We start from the raw sequence: 25,494 nt of genomic DNA, 5'->3' as shown, positions 1-25,494 counted from the left end.
TATAGAAACTTTATATGATTAGTATGCCCTTGTAATGGATAAATTTCTAATATTTAAATTTCAAATACATATCGTTTAATCTATTTTATACGAACTCTTTCATACTTTTATATGCACACAGTGCTCTCTCTCTTGCTGCCTTATGATCAACGACTGGCAAAGGATATGTATTACCAAGCTTTATATTGGCCTTTTGTAAAATATGCTCAGGTGCTTCCCAAGGTTTATGTATATACTTATTCGGTATATCTCTTAATTCTGGTACCCATTTTCTTATATACTCTCCATTTTTATCAAACTTTTCTCCTTGTGTGATAGGATTAAAAATACGAAAGTACGGTGATGCATCTGCTCCACTTCCAGCAACCCATTGCCATCCCATTGTATTATTTGCAATATCAGCATCTAGTAGTGTATCCATAAACCATTTTGCTCCTTCTTGCCACGGAATTAACAAATGCTTTACAAGAAAAGAGGCTACAGCCATTCTTGTCCGATTATGCATAAAACCTGTTTGCCAAAGCTCCCGCATTCCCGCGTCAATAAACGGATAACCAGTTTCACCTTTTTGCCATACTCTTAATAACTCCTCTTCCTTATTCCACGGAAAATGTTCAAAGTTTTTATTAAGAGGTTTATATACTGTAAACGGATAGTGATATAGCAAATAATAAGAAAACTCTCGCCAAATTAATTGGCGTATAAAACTATTCACTTGTTTTTCAAAAAGACTACATTGTCTTTCGGTACTTTTATTTATTAAGTAATGATACATTAACTTCACTGATATTTGGCCAAATGAAAGATATGGCGCCAACATCGAATGAGCATTTTGATTTGGAAAATCTCTTCCTTCACTATAAGAGGCTAATTTGCTAGAGAAAAATTTCTTGAATGTTTTGTATGCCCCTTCCTCTGTAGGCTCCCATATTGATTCAATATGAGATGTCCACGGTATAGTTGGCAGCAAGTGTAATTCTGAAACAGATAAGCTTGCTGGTAAAGAGCTTCCCCATTTTATACTCTGCACTTTGCTAATAGGTTTAGGTATTACCTGCTTTTGAAATGCATTGTAAAAAGGCGTAAACACCTTATATTCAGTGTTGTCCTTCTTTTTTATAATCCACGGTTCTAATAATAAATGCGAATTAAATTCCTTACAAATAATACCTTTATCTTCTAACATCATTTTCATTTTTTGATTAGATTGTAATCTGTCCGGATCATAGCAAATATTCCAATATACAGCCGTTATATCTAATTGTTCTATGAGAGAAAGTATTTCTTCCTCCGTACGTCCTTTACGAATTATTAAAGTAGAGCCCAATGCCTCAAGTTGCTTCTTTACATCTATTACAGCATGGTGTAACCACCACTTTGCCGCACTTCCTATTGAAAAAGTTTCATCTTGTACATATACCGGAAGAACCTCCCCGGACTGAACAGCCTCAAATAGAGCTGGGTTATCATATAAACGAAAATCTTTTTGAAACATAACGATAATTTTGTTTTGCATGGCTACCTCTTCTGATTCTTAAAACATAATAAAATTTATTATACAACAGCAATTTATACATAAGAATTTATTTGTCTTTAATAAATTAGTTAACTTTTTCAACTATTTTATTAGTAGGAATTTTAACAACCGTTTCTTTTTCCCCTATTCTATCAATCTTGAAACCATGAACTTTAACATCAGACGGTACTAGTGGATGATGACAAATCATATCTATACTCTTCTCAATATTTTCACTAACATTTTCTTTTCCAATTAGCCATTCATCGAGGCTACCACTTGAAAATTCAGGCATGCAATTTTTAAAGAGATAGTCTAATTCTATATTATCTTTTATGAAATCACGTTGAGTTTGTAGATTAACTGAAGACGTTTCTTTATCCTCTATTCCAACAACAAAAATTTCTTTAACATTTTCTTGATAAATAGCAATAATAATAGATCTCATTATATCTCCATAAGGATGTACAATTACAGAATCATAGCTGTGTATAGTCAACATGTTTTCTTGGTGAATGTTAGTTACTTGTTGGATACTAGGCTCTATTCCGTGTTCAATGTCTGTTAATAATAAAACTTTTTTATTCTTTGAATTCATATGGAGCACTCCTTCTTCATTATTGTATTTATGAAACTTTTAAGCTAGTAACAATAATAATTGTTACCAGTTTTTCCAGCGTCCCTCTGGATCAACACTTGCAAGTCTAACCCATCCATTTTGAACTTTTTCTCGAAATGTGAAATCATTATTTAACAAACGTTCTATATATTCAATAGGTGCTTGAATGACAATTAGTAAACGAAGTGGTGAATGATACGTCTCACTATCTGACTGCATAACCGATTGCCAAGGTAAGCCTGGCAACAGGTCACTTGCATTCCCTTGCATAACACCGAGACCTGCCGTTACAGTTTGGGTTGTTTTGTTTCCACTACCATAATAATGAGGTGCTACAGTTGAAGCGTAATATTGTAAATTTATCCACTGAGCTACTGTTCCTGGTCCTGCAATAATGTTAGCTAATATATCGCCACTTTCATCCTGTTTCCAATCATAATTATGGAGGAACGCCCTACCTTCTAAGTCACAATCTTGAGTTAATTCTCGTTGCCCGATAATAAAAGATGCATTACGAGCTAATCCCCATTCTGGACGTATTTCACTCCAATCTTCTGCAAATCGATGTGCCTCTTTACTCGCATTTTTTATTTTCGTTTTAAAATTTGGTAATTGCGTTAAACGCTCTCTATTTGCATGTTGGCTCACATTTGGCATAATCGACTCGATACAATCAAATGCTTCTTGCGCAGCTTCCGAAAGTTCCGGGACGTAAATCCATTCCAATTCGTCCACTGTTGTTTTATGTTCAGCTGCTGCAAAAATGGTGTCCTCAGGAATTTTAATACCTTCAGCAGCCAATGCCTCTCTTACTTCTGGAAGATTACATAAAGTAGCAAAAACTCTTGCATTGAATCCCCCTGCTGCTCCGCCACAAGCACCACACTCAAGCGCTGCAGCATAAGGATTGTTCGTACTTTGACTACTATGTCCGCACATTACAACTAAAGGAGCAAATTTTTCTGTCAGTCCCACCATTTTTAAAGCTTGACGCACATAGTTCACTTTTTCTTCTTTCGTAAAACCGATAGGTATCTCGCCCTTTGTGTCATGAACATGATTAAGTGAGAATGTTGTATCAGGTTTTTGTAACATAGTTTTACGAAGGTTACGAATGAAAGCACCAACTCCTCTTGGGACAAAGCTTCTTGTCACCATTTGTAGACCAAATAAAGGACCACTTAACTCAGGTAGCGCCATACTCGTCAGTACGTTCTGTTTCATCGTTTTAAATGTATAACGTACCGAACTGCCTACCCTCTTACGTTGCTCATAAGATTTAAGTTCATTTTCATTTGTGAGCTCTTTTATTTGATGTTTCGGTTTGAGTATAACTGGCAAAGAAGGATGGTTGTTATTACTACCTAGTTCACTAGTTGCAATTGGTAATCCAAAGAAACCAGCTATTCCAAATGTTTCAAACGGACCTAATTTTTCAAGATGGCGACGAAACGGTTCTGAACGTACATCAATACAGAATGCTAATTGAGCTAATACACGCTTTTTATCATTAGTTGCACGTTGTTTAGAAGCAATCTTCTTCCTTAATTGCTCTGCATGCGTCTGTTCCCAAGCTTCCAGCCAAAGTTTCCTACGAATATTTTCATCAAAACGATAAGCGAATACTAATAATTCACTTTGTTCAGCAGCAGGCATTTGTAACCATTCCCGTGTTGAAATATTCCCCCAATAGATCCAAGAAGCTATAAGCGGGACGATTGCAACTTTTTTCTCAACCTTTTGATTTTTTAAAGGTAAATAAGGCTTTGTAATAGCCAGCTCCATAGAAATTCGAACTGCTAAATATTCTATTAGGAGTTCCTGTTCCTGAATTGATTGTTGTGAGCGCCATCGTATCATTCCTGCCCACCCAGGCAAAGAAAGTAAGTGCCCTTCAAGGTAAGCTTGTATGTTAGATTCAGAAATTCCTAGTTCAGATAATGCTCTCGCTAAAGCTACTTGGGCATCTTGTGGCCAATCTTTTAAAACTTTACGCTCATTTTTACTGAGCGCTGGATCAAATTTAATAAGGTGTTGCCATGCACGATAAAAACCTTTCTCTCGATTTGGCATCGTCCAACTTGATCCGGAGTCATCAAGATATAATTTACACCATTTAATGATATGATAATTAAGAATATCAGATAGGTTTTCACCCTTTTGGTTCTCTATAAGTGAACTTACAGGTTGCAAAGAAGAGTCTTTCATACTCTCTGTATTTATATAACTCATTTCTTCTGCCAGTTTATTTACTTCTGGCAATGATAATAGACTAGAAGGTAATTCCTCTAATTTTAAAGCTACTTGGCAAAACTGCTCCACTTTCTTTCGCGGGATATGAAAAGATTGTGAATCAAGCCAACGAGACAAGCCACTTTGTAAAAATGATTCCTCAATCTCCCCTTTTGCCTTTGCCGAATGAATCATAGCAGCACTCGGATATATATCCACATTACGAATTTCTTTTAACCAATCTGCAACTTGTTCAAATGATTGTTTTTCAAGTCCCATCCAAGGGTGATGAGCTGCAAACGTAGAGATAGGCCAAAGTGGTGCAATCACTCGGCTAGCAGATGCAACTAAATCATTTATATTATTTTCTTGCATATCAATATTTGTATCTTTCTTTAATATTGACAATATGCTCATCACGAATTACCTCCCTTTGATACATAATGTTTCAGATAGCCTGGGTGACTTTCTACTGACTTTCTTCTCGCCTCACCTACTCGAACTAACCAAAGATAAAGTACAGCGAATAAAGTAGAAGATTGATTACGAGTAACGAAAGTACTAATAGCACTACTAAATAGTAAAATACATATAACAAAGATAACAGCTGGAGCTGAAGGTTGAACACTTTGATACATGTCAGTATGCAACCATTTGTAAAGAGAATTATGAACGGTAAAATAAATGAGAGAAAAACCAGCTAAAATAACTACGCCAACAATTCGTCCCATTCTTCCCTCTCCAAAAACAACAAGCTGTTTCCATGAAAAGTATAATGACCACCCTAAGATGAACGCACTAACTAATTCATACCCTTCTCCAGAAGTCGTAAACCAAAAAGCAATCGCTATAAATAATCCGAAAACACGTCCGACCATAATCCATAAATCAGATATCTTTTCATTAGACTGCTTCACTGCCCCAAAACGTTGCACGGAAGAACCAGCTTGTAAAAACAGTGTAGCTTTAAACAAACCATGTAAAATCAAATGAATAACAGCCGCTAAATAGGCTCCTAATGCGCATTGAATAAGCATAAACCCCATTTGTGCAATAGTTGATCCCACTAGCTGACGTTTATAATCAACTTGAACTAGGCTAATTCCTGTTCCGATTAAGATAGAAATACTTGAGAAAATTAGTAAAATGATTTGTGCAATATCATCATGAAAAAGAGGTGAAAATCTAGTTAACATGATACCGCCAGCATTTACTAAACCAGCATGCATAATAGCAGACACAGGAGTTGGAGCTACAGCTGACTCAATTAACCATCTTTGAAAAGGCCATTGTGCTGCTGGAATCATCACAGCTACTATAATCAATAAGTTAATTCCTGTTTTCTCCAACGTTCCAAATTGAGCTACATTTTCATTCGTTAAAACTGATGTTAATTGCCACTGTCCAGTGCCTTGAAAAAGCCAAATGATAGCTGATAGCAAGGCGATCCAGCTTATTGTAAATAAATAACTAGAAATTTTTGTTGCTTCACTAACTACTTTCCAACCTTTATTTAGCCCTATGAGTAGAACCAATCCTATAAGAGTTGCTCCCCAACAAATAATCATGAAACGAAGATCATTACTTAACCATGCGACTGAAGATACACCTGTAGTAAATGTAAAAAGTGCAAAGTATTTTCGATATGAGCGATCTCCCAGTAAGTAACGTATAGAAAAACGCTGAATGATTAAACCAATTGTAAGAACAAAGAAAGCCATGAACCAAGCTAAAGTATCTAGATGCCAAGGCCCTACAACTCTATCTTCATTGTGATTAACAAGTGCGAGTAAAGAAACCAATGAAGGCAATGCAGCGATACCAATATGGATATGAACAAAACGTAAAGGCATCCTTGCATGTAAAAACAATAATCCACTTAGCCAAGAAGCACTAAGCGCCATAAAAAATAATGTTAACAGTGTTGATGAACTCAGCGAAATTAACATGTTAAATACCCCCTTCTAAGCAAAAATAAACTATAAAAATTCCTTTTAATTAAGATGATTTTTTAAATTTCAATTTTCATTCACTCTTTTTAGTGCATCGTTTTTTCCCATAAAAAAACCGACAACTTCCATAATTCAATGATTTTATATCATCATTGAATTATGGAGATTGTCGGTTTCCCTTCAACTAACTTCAATAAAGTTTTTTGAAGAGCTCCCATTTTATAGAGGATAATAATGTATGTATTACTCCTGTTAAAAAGAAATGTATATTTCTGATCTCCTAGATTATGCAATCAATATATCAATTTATGTTATACGCTATCTTTTAATTAAGAAACTTTTTCATTTAGTCAATATTACATATTAAAAAAATGCTAAAGCCTTAATTATAGCAAACTGTTAAAATGAGCATCTATCAATTTTTTAAAACAATTATAAGATAAACCATATTAAGCAGTTTGTCAATTTCTTTATCCGTTTTTTAAGAGTTATTAGAATTAAGATTTATTATACCTAAATAACTTCAAGTTTTTAATTATTAGCCTGTTAATAAAGTGCCAAACTTGTAGGTTTCTTAATCCTTCCACTAACCTTAAGGTATTTTTAAAATTTCTCCTCAAGATTATGAAGCAATTTAAAAATCATTACTCGTTCGCCTGTACGGGAGCTTATATCCGTATGAAAGCTTTTCACTTTTTCTCCAGTTAATTCTAGTATAATCTCTTTCAGATCATCAATTCCAGATTCAACTAGCTCCGAACGATTTTTCTTTATCGTTAGCATACCGTCTTTTGTTTCGCAAACCGTATATTCAGCCGGCGTTAAAACACCTTGTAAATTTACGATAATCATATCCCGTACTATATCTGTCTTAACGGATATAGACCCGCGTCCTAGGTAGTCCTTTTCCCAGTGAGTAATTGCTTTGCTTATCTCTGATTCAATAGAGCCTTTTGAGTTTTTCATCTTTGTATCCTCCTTCAATAAAATGTAATTACAATAACAATATAATAATCTGGATTGATTTTATTTTCAATTATTGAGAAGAATTTATAGGAATCGTTGTCATGTATCCTTTAGTATTAAAGTGAATTTTTATATTGCAATATACGTTTTTTTGATTATCTCCAACATAATACTCTTACTATAAAGACTCTGTTGCATACATTTCTAAAAAGGACATTCCGGAGAAAATAAGAAAACTCTTGTAACGTAATATACAAACGAAAAAGCCGATTTCTTTATAAAATAAGAAATCAACTTTTGGCTTAGTTATTGATTTAGTAATGGAAAACACCTTTTTAAGATAATTATGTTTATACTATAGACGTTGATCTTTCTGGAAGTTTAGTTGAAAATGATCCGCTTCATTGTATACCCCGAATTCATATCCTTTTTCCTTATAAAATTTAATAATTTCAGGAAGCGCTTGTAATGTTTGTGGTTTTTCATGCATTAGAACTACTTCCACATCTTCTGTTGTTGTACGCTTTACATTCTCTATAATTTGCTGTGGATTACCTTTTAATTTCCAATCATTTGAATCTATCGTCCAATCCCAAACTTTTATTCCTGCTTCTACAATTTGGTTACGAATTTCCTCGCCCTTTAATCCTGGTGCAGATCCATATGGCGGACGAACTAGTTTAGGAGTTGTACCCGTAATATTATGGATAAGAGCTAACGTTTCTTTCATCTCCGGTACAAATTGTCCTTTTTTGTATAACTTATCACTATTATGTGTCATACTATGAGCACCAATATAATGTCCTTCTTTTACTGCTCGCTTTACGTTTTCCTGAAAAGCGGTATTCTGTAAATTGCTACCTTGCATAAAAAATGTCGAAGCAACATGTTGCTCTTTTAGTACATCTAAAAATTTCCCAGTTAATTCGCTAGGACCGTCATCGAATGTTAAATAAACAACCTTTCCTACCGGTTTTCCATCAGGTCTTTTCTGTTTTGCTGGTGGTGTCTCCTTTTTCTTTTCTTGTTGTTGCGTATTAACTTGATTACTACTTTCATTAGCTACTCCCTTCGCTGGGATAGAGTTCCATTTCCCAATTAAAAAGAATGTGAAAAAGGTCGTTGCTAAAACAACCCCTAGAGATAGTATTGCCTTAGTTCCTACATTTGTTTTTTTCTTATTTTGTGATTCTTTCATTATGTTTCGATCCTTTCCCTACTAATTTTCATATTCATTATTTATACAGCTAAGCATTAACTCCAGTTGATATTTACAATAAATAGATTAATAGAGGAAGGTGAAGATAAAATGCAGATAATGTCGAAATTAGTTAAAGAATAGCGTACTGCATCCACTCTTTAGAAAAATATTGTTTTCTCTAATACAGTTAAATTTGAAAACTGGATATACATCCAAAATAAAAAATACTACTCTTTCTAAACAAAATTTTTATATCAAGATAATAGTATGCTGTTATAAAGATAAAATACTGAGTTAGCCATACTATTGAAATTCTATTATAATTTTGTAATTGGAATTCATTTGAATCAAATAAAGAACTAGAAGAAATATTATTATGTGGAGGTGCTCCGATGAATCTTTTAATTAGAGAGTTAGAAAAAAATGATTTAGACAATTTCCCGAAGATCGATGACAGTTTTATAGTGAATGCTCGGTTAATTCTTTCTCTTTCCAAAGTAAATAGACGCATAGAATATACAGTAGAAGACGTTCCAAGTTATGAAAAAAGTTATTTACAAAATCAAGATGATAATGAAGAACTGGCTTACAATGAATATATAAATAAACCTAATCAAGTCATTTACATAGCACTGTTACATAACCAAATCATTGGATTAATGGTATTGAAAAAGAATTGGAATCACTATGCTTACATAGAAGATATAACGGTGGATAAAAAATATCGTACACTCGGAGTTGGTAAAAGATTGGTTGATCAGGCAAAGCGATGGGCAAAAGAAGGCAACATGCCCGGGATCATGCTTGAAACGCAAAATAATAATGTCGCAGCATGTAAATTTTATGAAAAATGTGGATTTGTAATTGGTGGGTTTGATTTTCTTGTTTATAAAGGTTTAGATATTGAAAATGATGAAGTTGCAATTTATTGGTATTTATATTTCAAATGAAACTGTTTTTAGCATTAAACAAAGTCAAAATAAAAACCCCAATTTCTCCATATTAAAATTGAGAAATTGGGGTTAAGTTATTTAACAAGATTTTTTATCTAAAACAGATAACTAATTAATAATCCTGCCGATAATAAGAAGCCAAAAATCGTATTTGTCATTGCTGTTGATTTCATTGCGATGCGCATATACCCAGGGTCCTTTGCTCCTTTTTGGAAACTTTGAATAGCAGAGATTGGCTTTCTCAAACCTAGGAACATAACTAATGCCCAAGGGCTTATATAACCCATCAATACAATCACCGCAATCCATAAATAAGCAATGAAAAAGGCTACAGCTAGTGTTACTATTGCTTTTTCTCTCCCAAGGAGGATTACCAACGTCTTTCTTCCACCTTTAATATCTTCTTCGATATCTCGGATGTTATTCGACATGTTGATTGCACCTACTAAAATCCCAATTGGAATGGAAATCAATACACTTTCAATCGTTATCGTATTTGTTTGAATAAAGAAAGCAATAAGTACAAAACATGTCCCCATTAACAATCCAGAAACTAATTCTCCAAACGGAGTGTACGCAATTGGTAATGGACCACCTGTATATAAATAGCCAACCGCCATTCCAATTAAACCAATAACCACTAACCACCAACTACTATTCATACAAATATAAATGCCAATAAAAGCTGCTACGACATATAATAAAAGCGCAACTGTTAACACATTTTTTGGCTTCAATCCATGACGGACAATTCCGCCACCGATGCCAACGGATTCAGCAGTGTCTAATCCACGTTTGAAATCATAGTACTCATTAAATAAATTCGTTGCGATTTGCAATGCTAAACATGCAAGCATCATCGCAATAAATAAAAGCCAATCAATTTTGGCAACATAAAGTGATGCCACTGTTCCTAAAATTACAGGAGAAAACGTCGCCGTTAATGTATGTGGGCGCGTCATCTTCCATATTAATTTAGCGGAACTAATTTCTTTTTCATTCCCCATAACTCTGTTCAATCTCCCTACATTTTAAGTATAAATTACTAGCAGTATCTTTCTATCTATTTCCTGCCACGCATCCATTCATTATATCAATAAATGATTATCCTTTCTAACAAATCTACTTTTAATAAAGTAAAAATTATAAAATAAAACTTTAATTAGTAGAAGTTTTGTCACCCCCACTGATTATTAGTACATATTCAGTGGGATTTTACGGGCAGCCCTCCCTCCCATTCGCTGAATTTTTAAGGAGGAAATCTTATCCGCCCGCAAATATTGGGATAAATAAAAGAGCCAACTCATATGAGCTAGCTCTTTCATCTCTTATTTTATAAAAATTCAATAGTTACGCTACATTGAAAAACAGATAAATCCTACTTTTGTAGCCCATTAATAATGGTATCTATATTCCATTTCATCATTTTTAAGTAAGTATCTCCATCCTCACCTGATTTACCTAGTGAGTCTGTAAAAATTGTCCCTGCAATTGGCACGTTTGTTTCTTTTGAAACAGTTTCCATACTACGTCGATCTACACTTGTTTCAACAAATAAAGCTGGCACTTTGTTTGTTTGAATTAAACTTACAACATCTCTAATTTGATCTGGCGTACCTTGATTCTCTGAGTTAATTTCCCAAATGTATCCCGTCTTAATGTCATATGCTTTTCCAAAGTATTTAAAAGCACCTTCGCTAGAGATTAAGAAACGTTTTTCTTCAGGAATTTGATGAATTCTGTTTACTGTCTCATCGTGTAACTTTTGAAGTTCTGCTACATACTCATCAGCATTTTTAGTATAGAACTCTTTATTTTTAGGATCTTCTTTAATTAATGCCTGCTTCACATTTTCAGCGTATAAAATACCATTTTTAATATTCATCCAAGCATGTGGGTCTGGTTCTTTTTCTAATCCTTTTGTTTCTAAGTAAATAGCTTCTACACCTTCACTTACTTTATAAACCGGTGCATCTTTCGCTGATTTATTTGCCGTTTTTAATAGCTTTTTAAACCACGCTCCACCTTCTTCTAGGTTTAGCCCATTGTAAAATACCATATCTGCATCTGTCATTTTCATAACATCTTTTGGTAGTGGATCATATTCATGCGGGTTAGCTCCGATTGGAACAAGACTATGAATCTCAACTTTATCTCCACCAATTTGCTTCACCATATCATATATAATGGAGTATGTAGTTACAACTTTTAATTTTCCATTACCCTCTTCTTTTCCATTTGTGTTACTCGAACACGCTGTTAATGCAAATACAAAAATACAAATTACCGATAATACAACATTTTTAAATTTCATCATTATCCTCCAATCAATTATGACAACTCTGCTCTATTTTTTCTAATTTTGATAGCTCTCCAAAACAAACCTTGTGACGGTGAGAAAAAGAATGCCAATCCGAACAAGAATGTTGCGACAAGAACAATTGTTGCACCTGAAGCAAGATTATAAGAGAAACTAAAATATAACCCTACTACAGATGAAAGCGCACCAATGCCTGCTGCTAAATAAATCATGACCCATAAACGGTTTGTTAATAAATACGCTGTAGCCGCTGGTGTAATAAGCATCGCAACGACTAGAATAATTCCAACAGTTTGAAGTGAAGCTACTGTAACCATTGTAAGGAGAATCATTAAGCCATAATGAATCCATTTATTCGGTAATCCATAGCTTTGCGCCATAGTTGGATCAAACGTGGATACGAGTAATTCTTTGTAAAACAACATTACAAGACCAATAATGACCACTCCAATAATCAGTGTCATCCACATATCAGAAGAACGAACGGATAAGACATTCCCGAATAAAATATGATACAAATCAGAACTACTCTTCATAAAGGTAATTAAAATAATCCCTACAGCGAAAACAGATGTAAACATAATTCCTATCGCCATATCATGTTTAATACGACTATTTTGACTTACAAATCCGATTCCTACTGCAGTAATAACACCTGTTAAAACCGCTCCTATAAAATAGTTCATTCCAATCATATAAGAAAGCGCTACTCCTGGAAGAACAGCATGTGAAATGGCATCACCCATTAATGCCATACCTCGTAAAATAATAAAACATCCAATGACACCACAGATAATTCCTACCATAACGGAAGTTAATAACGCCTTCTGCAGAAAACTATACTGCGTTAATGCATCTATAAATTCTACAATCTTCATGATGAATGTACCTCCGCTGCATTATTAAACAATATTCCTTGATTCACATACGCTTTTGACATAACAGTTGGTTCTAATACTTGGCGTACTTCTCCGTAATGAATTAAGCTTTTATTCATTAATAGTAATTTATCAAAATACGATTCTGCTTTACTTAAATCATGATGGACAACGACAATCGTTTTTCCTTCTTTACGTAGTTCCCTAAGAATTTTAATGATTGTCTCTTCACTTGTTACATCAATTCCGACAAACGGCTCATCTAAGAAGAATATTTCCGCCTTTTGCGCTAAAGCTCTCGCCAAAAAGACACGTTGTTGTTGTCCACCTGACAACTCACCGATTTGGCGATTTTTAAACTCTTCCATTCCGACTTTTTTTAAGCAATCAAACGCCCAATCCCGATGCTCTTTCTTCGGTCTTTTCATCATACCTAAAGATGGATACGTTCCAATTAGCACGACATCTAAAACTGTAATCGGAAAGTCCCAATCTATATCACTTCTTTGCGGTACATATGCAACACTCTTTCTAACGCTTCGAATATCCTCTCCAAGAATTTGGACATATCCCTTATCATTTGGGATTAAATCTAATACAGCTTTCATTAAAGTAGATTTCCCCGCTCCATTTGGACCAATAATTCCAACGAGCTTCCCTTTTTCAATATCGAAGGAGACATTTTGAACTACTTGATTCCCTTGATACGATACAAACAAATCTTTAACAATTATAGCCTCACCCATTTTTTATGCATTCCCCTTTCTTTTTTTCGTGTATATAATTATTTTGCGCAAAGGCAACTTTTAAGCAAAAAAATATAAAGCGAATGTAAACCCGCGCTTAAGTTTCCTTAAGGAAACTTTTTTATATGAGTCAAATTATATAAGCTATATGAAAATTTGTAAACTAAATTTTACTAATTTATAAATATATAATGAAAATAATTATCAATGTGGAACAAAATATATTATCTATTTTATGATTTTTTGAAAAAGATATTACTGTGAAAAAATAAGCAATATAGTATATAAATGAAAGAACCTACTCGTATGAGTTGGCTCTTTCTCTTTTACAATATTTGATACGCTCTGCAGCAAAAAATATAATTAAATTACTTCCAAACAACACCTCGCCTCTCATATTCCATTCTATATTCAACAGCAGCTGCAATTTTAGAACTTGCGAACTTTTCCGTAATCCAAAGAGCTAAATCAGTTCCTGAAGTAACTCCTCTTGCAGTAATAATATCGCCTTGATCTACAATTCGGTAATGAAGAAGTTCTGCCCCATATTTACTCATTTCACCCTGTGCCAAATGGTGCATCGTCGCCTTTTTACCATTCAATATACCTGAGGCTGCTAGTAGCATACCTCCTGTACAAACTCCCGCAACAATCGTTCCTTCATTATGCATCTCTCTAATCGTTTCTGCCAGTGTTCCAAGCTCTGCTTGCTTTCGTGCCCCATGTTCAGCTTTATGATTCCAGCCACCACCAGGTACAATTAACAAATCTGGGCGATTATCCATTCGTAAAAAATCATGTAGTGTAACCGTAACTCCAAACGAGGTAGTAACTTCTTGTTTTCGTTCACTTGATACGAGTTCAACTGTAAACGGAGCCCCTTCTTCTATTGCTCTTTTCAGTACTTCAAACGACGCGAAAGAGACAAGTTCTCCGAAGCCATCAAACAATACAATTTGTATTTTCATTTTCGGACACCCCATATTGTTTCTTTTTTGAATCGTAAATTAGGACAATAAATGTTATCTACAAATATACGACCAGGATTCACTCTTGCAATTACAGCCTTTACCTCCAATTGCCCTTTTTCATTTACTAAACGGTTACATTTATAAAAATCATCCTTGTTTAATTCAGAAATCATATGTTATCCCCCCTGAAACTGCTCTATTCTAACTTTACCACCATGACAGAATATTCTCTATTCGTTTTAATAGTTGTTTTAAACCAAAGAAGTAGATAATAAAAAGAGCCAATCCCTATAAAATAGAAGATTGACTCTTTCCTTTATTTACTCCCCTGTTTCAGAAAATCGCTTTATATGTTCACCAATTTCATCGCGAACACGTTGAAATTCAGACCACTCTTTTCCTGCTGGATCATCAAATCCCCAGTGAACACGATTCACATGCGGCGGAGTAGATGGACAGACAGCATCTGCATGACTACAAAGCGTAACGACTAAATCAGCACTATTTAAAATGGTTGCATCAATTATATCTGATGTTTGATTTGTTATGTCGATATTTACTTCGTTCATTGCTTTAATTGCGTTCGGATTTACTCCATGTGCTTCGATTCCTGCAGAATACACATTCCACTTATCTTCTAAAAATTGTTTGCCCCACGCTTCTGCCATTTGGCTTCGGCATGAATTTCCTGTGCATAAGAAATAGATTGTCTTTTTGTTTTCCATGGTATTTTCCACCTTTATTTTATATTTAGACTGGTTGGTCATTAAAATATTTACGTTTAAACCAAAAAGCAACGTTTACAAGTGCAATCATTACAGGTACTTCCACTAACGGTCCGATAACAGCTGCAAATGCTGCGCCTGAATGAATACCAAACACCCCAACTGCTACAGCAATTGCTAACTCAAAGTTATTACTACCTGCTGTAAATGCTAACGTTGTCGTCACCGGATAGTTGGCACCAATTTTCCTTCCCATAAAGAAAGATACAAAAAACATTACAATAAAATAAATGAGTAACGGAATCGCTATTCTTACCACATCTAGTGGCACGCTAACAATCATCTCCCCTTTTAAGGAGAACATGATGATGATTGTAAATAGTAATGCAAGTAATGTAAGTGGACTAATTTTCGGTATAAACACCTTTTCATACCACTGTCTTCCTTTTAACTTAACGAGTACAAAGCGTGTCAACATACCTGCTATAAAAGGAATTCCCAAATAGATAAATACGGATTTCGCTACTTCTATCATTGTAATATCGACAATAGCACCTTCAATTCCTAACCATTCTGGAATGACTGTTACAAACACGTATGCATAAACGGAGAAGAATAACATTTGGAATACTGAGTTAAAAGCCACTAAACCTGCCGCATACTCTTTATCCCCATCAGCAAGGTCGTTCCAAACAATTACCATTGCAATACAACGTGCTAAACCAATCATAATGAGCCCGACCATGTATTCTGGCTTATCAGGAAGAAAAATAATTGCTAAAACAAACATAAGTACAGGTCCAATAATCCAGTTTTGTACTAAAGATAAAACCAATACTTTTACGTCTTTAAATACTCGGCCCATTTCCTCGTAACGAACCTTTGCTAATGGTGGATACATCATGACAATTAAACCAGCAGCAAGCGGAATAGACGTCGTTCCAACTTGTAATGTATTCAGTCCATCTACTACACTAGGAAACACAAACCCTAAACCAATTCCAACTGCCATAGCTAGAAAAATCCATAGTGTTAAATATCGATCTAGAAAAGATAAACGTTTCATTTTATTTTCCATCTCCTATTAACAACAAGAATTTTTAGCTACCTCATTTGAAGTCATGCAACAAGATGAATCTTCTATTTTGTGAACATCACTATCAGCTTTTGTATAAAAGAACTCCCACTCATTACCATCGGGATCCGTTACCCAAAACTTATCTTGCACTGCATAACAACAAGTCGTATCCATCTCATCACGCGCAAAGAAACCTTCTTTTTCTAATCGCTCTTTATGTAATGTAATTTCTTCAGCTGTATCCACTTGGAAACCAAAGTGATTTACTTGATTTCCATTCACTTCATCTCGTACGTTTAGCGTGAAATTAAGTCCTGGCGTCTCTAATAGAAATTTTGCATAATCTGATTTCACTTTAACTGGTAATACACCAAATACCTTTTCATAAAATTCAATAGATTTCTCTAAATTCGTAACGTTTATACCGACGTGAACATATCTCATACCTTATTCCTCCTCTTTATATGTCATTAATCAATTTTTTTTGATTAATAGTACAAAATTTTAACAACAACTACCTTTTCCTGTTTTTCTAAAGATACAACACAATTCTTCTGATAATAAATTATTCACTTCCGCATCATTCAAATCATAATAACTCCACGTACCTGTTGTTTCTTTTACAATTAAACCTGCATCTAATAAAATCTTTAAATGATAGGACAACTTAGATTGCGTCATTTCAAAAACTTCGGTTAAATCACATACACACGTCTGTCCTCGCTGACAAAGTTCATACATGATTTCTAGACGTTTCTGATCCGCCAACGCTTTAAATTTTTTCTCATAGAGCTGAAAATCTTGTGCCACTGTAGTTCACTTCCCTTCATCAACTTTTTTTGATGTTTATAGTATATACGCTAGTGAGTTTATTATGCAACTTATTAATCAAGTTTTTTGATTTAGAAAAAATTTCTCCCATTATATCTTTGCTACAAGTAAAAAGGACCATCGCCTTTTCAAAAATGAAAAACTACGGTTCTTTTTACAACTTAATAGTTACAATATTTCCTAGTAATGGAGTCTCTATAACTATTTAACTTTTAATTTGATTATTATAGAGTAGTGCCCCATTACCATCAATCTAAGAAAAACAAATACCCCCAAATGAGAAAAATCGATATAACTCTTCGGCAAATAAAGATAACTCTTGTTTTTGGTGCATATTCATAAAAAGCACGTCACCCTTTCTCATTAACATAAGAGAATAGTAACGTGCTTTTAATCTCAAAAATAGTCTAAATCCTTAAGTTGATGGTTGTGGGGCGGGACCCCATGCCCATCAAGCTAATATTTTGAAGTGCCCCATGCCCATCAAGCTAAAATTTTATAGTACCCCCCAGAACGAAATTTTGTACTAACTTGTAACAAAATGCTCATTTTTTATTTTGAGGATGCTTCAAAATATTAGTTTGATAGCAATGTGTCTCTATCCATATAGGTTCGTGAATTACGGTACTATGACCATATCGTACAGCTAGTTGAGTGTTCAAATGTTTTTGGTCAAAGCTTTTCTCCTAATATCATATGAACTCACTTCATCACTCCATAATTTTTAGGTAGTGAACGATTTTAGATTACCTAAAATCACTATGATATCCTAAATAATATTTAAAAAGCTAAGTCCATACATCGCAGCAACTGTAAAAATGACTGTCCATACTGCTAGACTGACCGTCATCCAACTTATGACGTGTGTCCGGTTAGATCCAAATGTTAAAGCTAATACGGCTGCAATATCAGTTCCTACGAGAATTGGAGCTAGAAGAGCCAAACCTGGAATACCATATCGATCCCATATTTTTCTTGATCGGGTTTCTTTTTTAGAAGGTGTTGTTATACCTTTTTTTTGTTTTCTTGCTGCTTGCCATTTTGCATACTGTTTAAAGAAAAAACCGAGTAATAGAACCAAGATAAGATTTCCTGCAAATGCTGTTACTCCTACTGCAAATGGTTGTAATCCCCATGCGATACCAAGTGGTACAACAATTGATACATCCATCCATGGGGCAAATGCTAAAAGAAATAACACTACATATTGCCATAATGCCCCCGCATTTTGAGCCCACTCCACCATATTGTTTCATCCCCTTTGTTAAATACGATTTAAAATAAAAATAGTGGTTAACCAATAGACAATATATTGACCTGCACCTAGTAAACCAATGCACAATAATGGAACAAAATTATGTTGAGAAAAGAGAAAGCAAATCCCTGCCGTTACTGGAAGCGCAATGCTATAGTAAATATACACATTTCGGCAAGCCTTATAGGTTACCCACTGCTGCCCTTCATCTATTTCACGAAATTCGGATGGTATAAAACCAAATAGCCTAATCTTATCATGAGGATTCTTTCGGTTATAAATCCTTGTGAGAATGAGCCATAAAAAAGTAACCGTCACTAAAATCCCGAAACATAACTTAGCTAAAATGACTTGTGTATTCATAAGAGAAAATAGTAAAAATGCAATAATCAACACAAATATACTGGCCCCTATAAGTGGAGATCTTAAAACCTGTTTTATCATAATCGTTCCTCTCCCTTTAAATAAAAAACCTCTTCTACGGTAACTTGAAATACAGCAGCTAATTTTAACGCCATAGTGACAGATGGAGAATAATCACCTTTTTCTATTAATCCAATTGTCTGCCTTGTGACCCCAATTGCATCGGCCAAGTCTTGCTGAGTCCATCTAAATCGTGCTCGTAATTCTCTAACTCTGTTTTCTAGTATCATAATTCCCCTTTCCTCATTTACAATTACTGTAATTGTAAATGATTACTAACAAAATGTAAACAATCATTTGCATTATGTAATGAATAATTGCTAAACACGACATAAATTACCCTTATGTTAAAAAGGGAGTCCACCCCATCGCTATCAAGATACCAAAACAAAATACCCCATAAAATGAAAAAATACGCTATTCTTTCTGTAGAATCATAGGAAAGGATGGCGTTTTTGTATGTCTATTTCTGTATCTGATGAATTACAACTATTTGCTCAAGAAATTCAAAAATTCTTATCTCCAAATATCTTACGAGATCTTGCTAGAGATGTTGATTTTGTACAAAGAACTAGTAAATACCAAGCAAAAGATTTAGTCGCTTTATGTGTATGGATGAGTCAAAATGTCGCTACAACTTCTTCAACCCAGTTATCTAGCTGTTTAGAAGCATCGACAGAAGTGCTCATCAGTCCTGAGGGACTGAATCAACGATTTAATAAAGCGGCTGTCCAATTTTTACAACACATATTATCTAAACTACTAAACCAAAAATTGGCCTCATCTATACCTATTCCTTCTCCATATATTTCTGTTTTCAAGCGTATTCGTATTTTAGATTCAACTGCATTTCAACTTCCAGATCCCTTTTCATTTGTTTATCCAGGTGCAGGAGGATACAGCCATACAGCGGGGGTGAAGATTCAGCTAGAGTATGATCTATTAAGTGGCCAGTTCCTGCATATCCATACAGGTCCAGGTAAACAACATGATCGAACCTACGGTTCCCTGCGTGTTCCAACTGTGACAGCGAATGATTTATGTATCCGAGATTTAGGGTATTTTCATTTGAAAGATCTTAAACATATACAAGACCAAAAGGCTTACTATATCTCTCGTATCAAGTCGAATACACGTATTTATCAAAAAAATCCCAATCCTGATTATTTTCAAGATGGAAGAATTAAGAAAGGTACAGAGTATATTCAAATAGATATGGAGGGTTTAATGAGCTCTCTTCAACCAGGACAAACATGTGAAATAGCTGACGCTTATGTAGGAATGACTGATAAAGTGCCGACTCGTGTGATTGTTCATCGACTAACAAAAGAACAACAACAAAAACGATTACACGATCAAACTGTAAGAGAAAAAAAGAAAGGAATGAAGTATTCTGCTCGTAGTAAACGACTTAGCGGTATCAATGTATATATGACAAATACCTCTATAGATATTGTCCCGATGGGACAAGTACATGATTGGTATTCTTTACGTTGGCAAATCGAGCTTTTATTTAAAACGTGGAAATCATTCTTTCATATTCATCATTGTAAAAAGATAAAACGAGAACGATTAGAATGCCATTTGTATGGGCAACTGATTGCCATTTTACTTTGTTCTTCTACCATGTTTCAAATGCGACAATTGCTTCTTATGAAAAAGAAACGAGAACTGAGTGAATATAAGGCCATATATATGATTAAAGATTACTTTCTTCTTATTTTCCAAGCTATACAGAAAGACACCCAAGAGCTATCAAAGATTTTAATTCGCCTGTTCAACCTCCTACAGCAAAACGGGAGAAAATCTCATCGATATGAGAAGAAAACAGTCTTTGATATATTAGGTGTCATTTACAATTGTACCATGTTTGATAATCAAGCGGCTTAAATCAAAAAATTAAAACCCATTAGGGTTTATTTCGTATGCAAATCTTTAAATTCCCTACACGTAGCTTTTAAAAAAAAGAAACAACCTCTATTATAATTAACGTTTTATGGTCTTAGCTTGATAGCGATGTGGCGGTACCCCATTGCCATCAACCTAAGCTTTTGTGATACCCCCCATAACGAAATTTTCACCTTTTTACAATTATTTATGAGAATTCAGCTCATTTTTTCGTTTTGGGGAACAATCAATTTCTTAAGTTGATGGGTATGTGATAATGCTTCCATTTGAACAAATTTTCCTTTTCCATACCAATCACACATCTTTTGTAGAGTAATAGTATCAGCATATCCCAGTTTAAGAGGTTACTTACAAAATATTTAAAATTTTTCCGCGAGAATCCTCCGAAATGTAATACGGACTTTAAATATTTTCATTTATAATTCTTTATTTGTCTATACTTTTCATACCGCTGTTGTATAAGCTCTTCTGAGGATAATAGTATCAATTTTTTTAGAGATAATTCGATTACAGATTCAATCATTTTTGCCTGTGATTTTATATCATTTTGTGCTCCACCTTTAATTTCAGGAATGATTTCATCAATAATTCCTAAATGTTTTAAATCTTTTGCTGAAATTTTCATATGTTCAGCAGCTTCTGGAGCATACTTAGCGTCCTTCCATAGGATAGATGCTGCTCCTTCTGGCGAAATCACCGAGTACCATGAATACTCTAACATATGGATATGGTTACCGACACTAATGCCAAGAGCTCCACCACTTGATGCCTCTCCAATTACAATACAAACAATTGGCACTTTAAGTGTAGTCATTTCAAATAGATTTCGAGCTATCGCTTCAGAAATCCCACGTTCTTCAGACCCTATCCCTGGATAGGCGCCTATTGTATCAATAAATGTAATAATAGGGCGATTAAATTTATCAGCTTGTTTCATAAGTCTTAGCGCTTTTCTATAACCTTCTGGATGTGCCATTCCAAAATTTCTTTCTATACTTTCCTTTGTATTTCTACCTCTTTGATGACCAATAACCGTAACGGGCATTCCTTTAAATTTTGCAATACCACCTATCATTGCTTTATCATCACCATATAATCGATCACCATGAAGTTCGAGAAAGTTTGTAAACAATAAAGGTATATAGTCCAATGTCGTGGGTCGGTTACGTAGCCTTGCAATTTGAACTCGTTGAAAAGGTGTAATATTAGAATAAATTTTATCTTGCATTTTATTTAAACGTTTTTCTAATTCATGAATTTCTGACGATAAATCTACATTATTTTCTTTCATAATTTTCTTTAATTCATCAAATTTCTCTTTTAATTCAATAATAGGACGTTCAAAATGCAAACTCATTTTATCCTCCAAATGTTATGACTTACCTCACTCTAATCAAAAGACTTAGAAATAGAATCAATAAATAATTCAAAACCATCCACAACTATTTTTTGTTCTGATTCTGATAAATTATTGAGAATACTTTGATAAAATGTAATGGATTGCTCTCTTAAGCAATTAACAGTTATGTGACCTTTTTCTGTGAGGTGCAGAAAAAGTTCTCTTCTATTTTTTTCATTTACTTCACGATAAACAAGCCCCTTTTTTACTAACTTATCTACCAATCTACTTACAGTTGAAGTCTCTAATCTAAGTTTATTGGATAGTTGCCAAACAGTTAATTTTTCCACCTCTAGTTCCTCTAACGCCATCATTTGAGAAGTTGGTAAAGGTTTTTCAAATGGTCCATTGGGCAAATTTTGAGATTCAAAAACCCCAGTTATTATAATCATTTTCTTAATATCCGTTCTTAGTTTTAAGGCATCTTCTCTTTTCAAATAGGTCACCCTCCTACAACTAATGTATCATACATCAATTGTATTATACATGAATATGTTTTTTTCACAAGCTTAACGTAAGCCAATATTACAACATGGACGAGATATTTCTTCTTGTTAAAATGGTATAAGTGGATTGTTTTCTACAAATGGCAGAACATCAATTATGTATCAGGGGCCTTTATGGGGTACCGCTCATCGCCATCAAGCTAAGAAAATAAAACTACCCAAAAACGAAATTTTGTGATAACTTGTAACAAAAAACTCATAATTTTTTTGGGGAGTTCTACATTCTTAAGTTGATGGGCATGGGGTAGCACCACATCGCCATCAAGCTAAAATTTTATAGCACCCCCAGAACGAAATTTTGTACTATCTTGTAATAAAATGCTCATTTTTTCGTTTTGAGGTATTTGCGTTTCTTAGTCTGATAGTGATGGGGTGGGCCCCCACACAGTACGATTTTATTTCAAAAACACAACGATTTTACTACACACTTTTTATTTATCCCAAACTCTCATCTGCTAGTATTACTATTTTTCATTACTAATCTTGCCGTTTCACTCGGATGGCTAAGAGGAAAATGATGGCCATATGGAACAAAATCAACCTTACCAAGATACGATGGAGCAGAATAACCTCTGTCATAATCCCCCAAAATAATGTGAAGATTATACTTTGTTACTTCCTTGAAATCACCTTGATCTTTTTTCAGTAGTAAACTGTTAAGCTGAACCGTAGTATTTAAAATTCTAGGAGAAGTAAAACTGTTACTTACTTTTTCGATATAATGTTCAGGGATGCTCTCCATACTTTCAAACAAACCATTATTTAATAAATAACGCCCTATCAAATTAGGAGTTGCCAATTTTAATGTCCATTTGTTTATAAATTGGGGAACATTTAGCAATTTAGCATTTTTTTTAGCAACAGGTGGCTGAAGTAACGTAATTGAATACTTCTTATCTATGTACTCTTGTACCAATGCTTCCAGAAGAATAAATGCACCGAATGAATGGCCAATTAGATGTGCACCATTCGTAGCTTTCTCCAATAACTTTTTCACTACATTCAAATAGATAGCTAGAAGATTTTTCTCTTGTTTAAAAGGAGAACGTCCCAAACCTGGAAGATCCAAAATCCATACAGGTTGACCAGTTTTTTCATGAAGCTCTTGTGCTAAAGGAAATAAATCCTCTCCATCACTCAATAAACCATGTAATAAAATAAACGGTTTACCCTCTCCTTGTAATTGGTAAAGGGTATTGTTATCGCATAATGTTCGTTTAAATACATGATTATGCTGGCCATATTGATACATCATTCGATAATCCAGATCAGCTACTACGGCAGGGAAAAATTTCATTACACTCGTCTCCTTAAACCAATCTCCTCCCATAATTTTTTTCGCTGAAACATTTGAAAATTTTCGTTTTGTAATAAAATTCAGTCCATCAGAAGGAATTTTTGTTATTTTACTTACTCCACTATTCATAATTGCTTTCATAAGTGGCATTGGGACAGAGATTTTTGGTGCCCTCATATTCATACTTTCTGACATAATACTTAATAACTCAGCAATGTTCTGATCGTGCTGTTTGTCTTCAACAAGTGTATATGTTTGAATAGTCGGTTGCTCTAATCTGAAAACCTGCACAATAAACTTCGCAAGCTCATCGTTTGAAATAAGTGGTAACCTATATCCCTTACCTCCAGGAATCATTGGCATGAGCCCTCTTCGCATACTCATCACAAGCAAACCTAATCCTGCTATCTGCTCTGTACTCCCTGTTTTACTACTACCGACTACAGTTGGCGGATTAATTACAGAAAGCGGATAACCTACTGCTGATGCCTGCTGACGGATATAAAGATCTGCTAAAAATTTTGTTCTCTCATATGGATTTTTTATTTTCAAATAATTATTTCCTTCTTGAAACACATCAATTGCAATCTTGCTATTTTTATCATCAAAGGGACTCATATAACCTACAACATGAATAAATTGTTGCAAGCCCTTCAATTGATGAATACTTTTAGCTAATTCACTAATATGTTTTGCGCCATTTAAAAATACGGAAGCTGCCTCTTTACTTGTCGCTTGAATATCCATGGGGCCTCCTGCGTGAATAATCACATCCGTTTTCAATACCCTCTCCTTATCTTCAGCACTTAGACCTAAATCTTTTTTCGTCAAATCACCTTCAATAAAGTCCATAACTTCCTTTTTTAAGTTTCCTCTTTCTTGAAAAAGGCGTATTGCTTTACTTTTCGACCTTACTAAAAGAAGAATTTTAACATCCTCTTTGGCTAATTCTTTCACTAATTGCTTTCCAATAAAGCCTGTTCCACCAGTTAAAAATACTGTTCTCATATAAAATCCCCCTTTTAGTACTAATCAGTACTAATTTAATTTAAAAAAAATGCTTCTTTTATCGAAGCAATTTTAAAAAATGATCTGCTGTTTTCGTGATTACAGTTGCATCCTTCAATGTTTCTGAAATAAATAACGCTCCTTCAAGATTTGTAATAAAAAGTGATGCAACCTCATCAATATGAATCGTATTTCTAAATTCTCCATTCTCTACCCCTTGTTTAAGTAATAGAGAAACTTTCTTTTGTAATCCTGTAAAAAAAAGACCTATTTTTTCTTTTATTTGCGTGGCCTGTTTAGGACTTTGAATATAAAGAGTAATAAATGGACAGCTCCCCTTATACTCTCTCGACTGAACTCCTTGTGATAATTGCTTTAAAAACAGTTGGATACGATCTTCAACTAAAAATTGGTTCTGAGAAAGTACGTCATCAATTGCAGATTGATACATTTCAATCCAATAATCAACGACCCCTTCTAATAATACTTCCTTATTAGAAAAGTGATAATACACATTAGACTTTGAAACTTTGCTTACACGTACTAATTCATCCATACTTGTATAAGCAAACCCTTTTTCTAAAAATAATGTTGCAGCTACTTCAATCACACGTTTTTGATTCATTAATTTTACCTTTGTCATAACTAGAACTATATAGTACTAATTTAAATATTACAAGTATTTATGTTAATTTAGAAAAAAGTTTGTT

General features: G+C 34.2%; 24 protein-coding genes and 1 pseudogene. 2 read left to right on the top strand and 23 right to left on the bottom strand.

The annotated features are described in order from the left end of the window. Positions 1-85: 85 nt before the first annotated feature. The 6 genes from MR160_RS01260 to MR160_RS01235 all read right to left on the bottom strand — a co-directional run bounded on the left by MR160_RS01260 (position 86) and on the right by MR160_RS01235 (position 8,483). On the bottom strand, positions 86-1,516 hold the full coding sequence (locus MR160_RS01260) for a cryptochrome/photolyase family protein (protein ID WP_001179984.1): 1,431 nt from the start codon (positions 1,514-1,516) through the stop codon (positions 86-88). An 85-nt stretch (positions 1,517-1,601) separates the two neighbouring features. Beyond that, on the bottom strand, positions 1,602-2,114 hold the full coding sequence (locus MR160_RS01255; RefSeq protein WP_001086241.1) for a carbonic anhydrase: 513 nt from the start codon (positions 2,112-2,114) through the stop codon (positions 1,602-1,604). A gap of 63 nt (positions 2,115-2,177) precedes the next feature. Beyond that, complete coding sequence (locus MR160_RS01250) at positions 2,178-4,784, bottom strand: DUF2309 domain-containing protein (protein ID WP_000025795.1); 2,607 nt, start codon at positions 4,782-4,784, stop codon at positions 2,178-2,180. Continuing rightward, positions 4,784-6,316 carry an NADH dehydrogenase subunit 5 gene (locus MR160_RS01245; RefSeq protein WP_000908926.1) on the bottom strand — a complete coding sequence of 511 codons (1,533 nt, stop codon included), beginning with the start codon at positions 6,314-6,316 and terminating at the stop codon, positions 4,784-4,786. The genes MR160_RS01250 and MR160_RS01245 overlap by 1 nt, the downstream gene beginning before the upstream one ends. 606 nt (positions 6,317-6,922) lie before the next feature. Further along, positions 6,923-7,285 (bottom strand): Na-translocating system protein MpsC family protein, encoded by a 363-nt coding sequence (locus tag MR160_RS01240; RefSeq protein WP_242297033.1) that lies wholly within the window; start codon positions 7,283-7,285, stop codon positions 6,923-6,925. A gap of 355 nt (positions 7,286-7,640) precedes the next feature. After that, entirely contained in the window at positions 7,641-8,483 is an 843-nt protein-coding gene (locus MR160_RS01235; RefSeq protein ID WP_000665156.1) for a polysaccharide deacetylase family protein, read from the bottom strand. 395 nt (positions 8,484-8,878) lie between these two features. Between MR160_RS01235 and satA the strand changes: the two genes are divergently transcribed. Beyond that, complete coding sequence (gene satA / locus MR160_RS01230) at positions 8,879-9,436, top strand: streptothricin N-acetyltransferase SatA (RefSeq protein ID WP_001050464.1); 558 nt, start codon at positions 8,879-8,881, stop codon at positions 9,434-9,436. A gap of 98 nt (positions 9,437-9,534) precedes the next feature. Here satA and menA read toward each other — a convergent pair whose 3' ends face one another. The 13 genes and pseudogenes from menA to MR160_RS01165 all read right to left on the bottom strand — a co-directional run bounded on the left by menA (position 9,535) and on the right by MR160_RS01165 (position 18,896). Then, positions 9,535-10,446 carry a 1,4-dihydroxy-2-naphthoate polyprenyltransferase gene (gene menA / locus MR160_RS01225; protein WP_000526088.1) on the bottom strand — a complete coding sequence of 304 codons (912 nt, stop codon included), beginning with the start codon at positions 10,444-10,446 and terminating at the stop codon, positions 9,535-9,537. Positions 10,447-10,817: 371 nt separating this feature from the next. Further along, positions 10,818-11,753, bottom strand: a complete 936-nt coding sequence (gene mntA / locus MR160_RS01220; protein WP_000669597.1) for a manganese ABC transporter substrate-binding protein/adhesin MntA — start codon at positions 11,751-11,753, stop codon at positions 10,818-10,820. Positions 11,754-11,770: 17 nt separating this feature from the next. Further along, the gene (locus tag MR160_RS01215) at positions 11,771-12,637 is read right to left on the bottom strand and encodes a metal ABC transporter permease (RefSeq protein ID WP_000706183.1); all 867 of its coding nucleotides are present in this window, start codon (positions 12,635-12,637) and stop codon (positions 11,771-11,773) included. Then, positions 12,634-13,383, bottom strand: coding sequence for a metal ABC transporter ATP-binding protein (locus MR160_RS01210; RefSeq protein WP_000503231.1), 750 nt, complete (start codon positions 13,381-13,383; stop codon positions 12,634-12,636). The genes MR160_RS01215 and MR160_RS01210 overlap by 4 nt, the downstream gene beginning before the upstream one ends. A gap of 368 nt (positions 13,384-13,751) precedes the next feature. Further along, positions 13,752-14,351, bottom strand: coding sequence for a DJ-1/PfpI family protein (locus MR160_RS01205; protein ID WP_242297032.1), 600 nt, complete (start codon positions 14,349-14,351; stop codon positions 13,752-13,754). Between the two features lie 38 nt (positions 14,352-14,389). Then, positions 14,390-14,527: pseudogene (locus MR160_RS01200) on the bottom strand (GNAT family acetyltransferase); the annotation flags it as partial. A 147-nt stretch (positions 14,528-14,674) separates the two neighbouring features. Then, positions 14,675-15,079, bottom strand: a complete 405-nt coding sequence (gene arsC / locus MR160_RS01195; protein ID WP_000428339.1) for an arsenate reductase (thioredoxin) — start codon at positions 15,077-15,079, stop codon at positions 14,675-14,677. Positions 15,080-15,104: 25 nt separating this feature from the next. After that, entirely contained in the window at positions 15,105-16,145 is a 1,041-nt protein-coding gene (gene arsB / locus MR160_RS01190) for an ACR3 family arsenite efflux transporter (RefSeq protein ID WP_000826537.1), read from the bottom strand. 18 nt (positions 16,146-16,163) lie between these two features. Further along, positions 16,164-16,601 carry an ArsI/CadI family heavy metal resistance metalloenzyme gene (locus MR160_RS01185; protein WP_001271002.1) on the bottom strand — a complete coding sequence of 146 codons (438 nt, stop codon included), beginning with the start codon at positions 16,599-16,601 and terminating at the stop codon, positions 16,164-16,166. Positions 16,602-16,661: 60 nt separating this feature from the next. Further along, a complete protein-coding gene (arsR, locus tag MR160_RS01180; protein ID WP_002162753.1) occupies positions 16,662-16,967 on the bottom strand; it encodes an arsenical resistance operon transcriptional regulator ArsR in 306 nt (101 codons plus the stop codon). Positions 16,968-17,757: 790 nt separating this feature from the next. After that, positions 17,758-18,234 carry a small multi-drug export protein gene (locus MR160_RS01175; RefSeq protein ID WP_000230643.1) on the bottom strand — a complete coding sequence of 159 codons (477 nt, stop codon included), beginning with the start codon at positions 18,232-18,234 and terminating at the stop codon, positions 17,758-17,760. Between the two features lie 18 nt (positions 18,235-18,252). Continuing rightward, entirely contained in the window at positions 18,253-18,687 is a 435-nt protein-coding gene (locus MR160_RS01170) for a hypothetical protein (protein ID WP_000595642.1), read from the bottom strand. Beyond that, a complete protein-coding gene (locus MR160_RS01165) occupies positions 18,684-18,896 on the bottom strand; it encodes a helix-turn-helix transcriptional regulator (RefSeq protein WP_000599740.1) in 213 nt (70 codons plus the stop codon). Before MR160_RS01165 ends, MR160_RS01170 begins: the two co-directional genes overlap by 4 nt. Before the next feature lie 229 nt (positions 18,897-19,125). Between MR160_RS01165 and MR160_RS01160 the strand changes: the two genes are divergently transcribed. Continuing rightward, entirely contained in the window at positions 19,126-20,556 is a 1,431-nt protein-coding gene (locus tag MR160_RS01160; protein ID WP_079245733.1) for an IS4 family transposase, read from the top strand. A 430-nt stretch (positions 20,557-20,986) separates the two neighbouring features. On the opposite strand, the gene MR160_RS01155 is transcribed toward MR160_RS01160, so the two are convergent. The 4 genes from MR160_RS01155 to MR160_RS01140 all read right to left on the bottom strand — a co-directional run bounded on the left by MR160_RS01155 (position 20,987) and on the right by MR160_RS01140 (position 25,409). After that, on the bottom strand, positions 20,987-21,931 hold the full coding sequence (locus tag MR160_RS01155) for an acetyl-CoA carboxylase carboxyltransferase subunit alpha (protein ID WP_000052084.1): 945 nt from the start codon (positions 21,929-21,931) through the stop codon (positions 20,987-20,989). 32 nt (positions 21,932-21,963) lie between these two features. Further along, positions 21,964-22,410, bottom strand: a complete 447-nt coding sequence (locus tag MR160_RS01150; RefSeq protein ID WP_002094076.1) for a MarR family winged helix-turn-helix transcriptional regulator — start codon at positions 22,408-22,410, stop codon at positions 21,964-21,966. A 517-nt stretch (positions 22,411-22,927) separates the two neighbouring features. Next, positions 22,928-24,784: an alpha/beta fold hydrolase gene (locus MR160_RS01145; RefSeq protein ID WP_001261152.1), complete on the bottom strand. Its 1,857-nt coding sequence runs from the start codon at positions 24,782-24,784 to the stop codon at positions 22,928-22,930. Between the two features lie 58 nt (positions 24,785-24,842). Then, positions 24,843-25,409 (bottom strand): TetR/AcrR family transcriptional regulator, encoded by a 567-nt coding sequence (locus MR160_RS01140; RefSeq protein ID WP_001072318.1) that lies wholly within the window; start codon positions 25,407-25,409, stop codon positions 24,843-24,845. Positions 25,410-25,494 lie beyond the last annotated feature (85 nt).

It is taken from the genome of Bacillus cereus group sp. BfR-BA-01382, assembly GCF_022663475.1.
GTDB lineage: Bacteria > Bacillota > Bacilli > Bacillales > Bacillaceae_G > Bacillus_A > Bacillus_A thuringiensis_S.
This window is presented reverse-complemented; position numbering and strand designations above follow the sequence as displayed.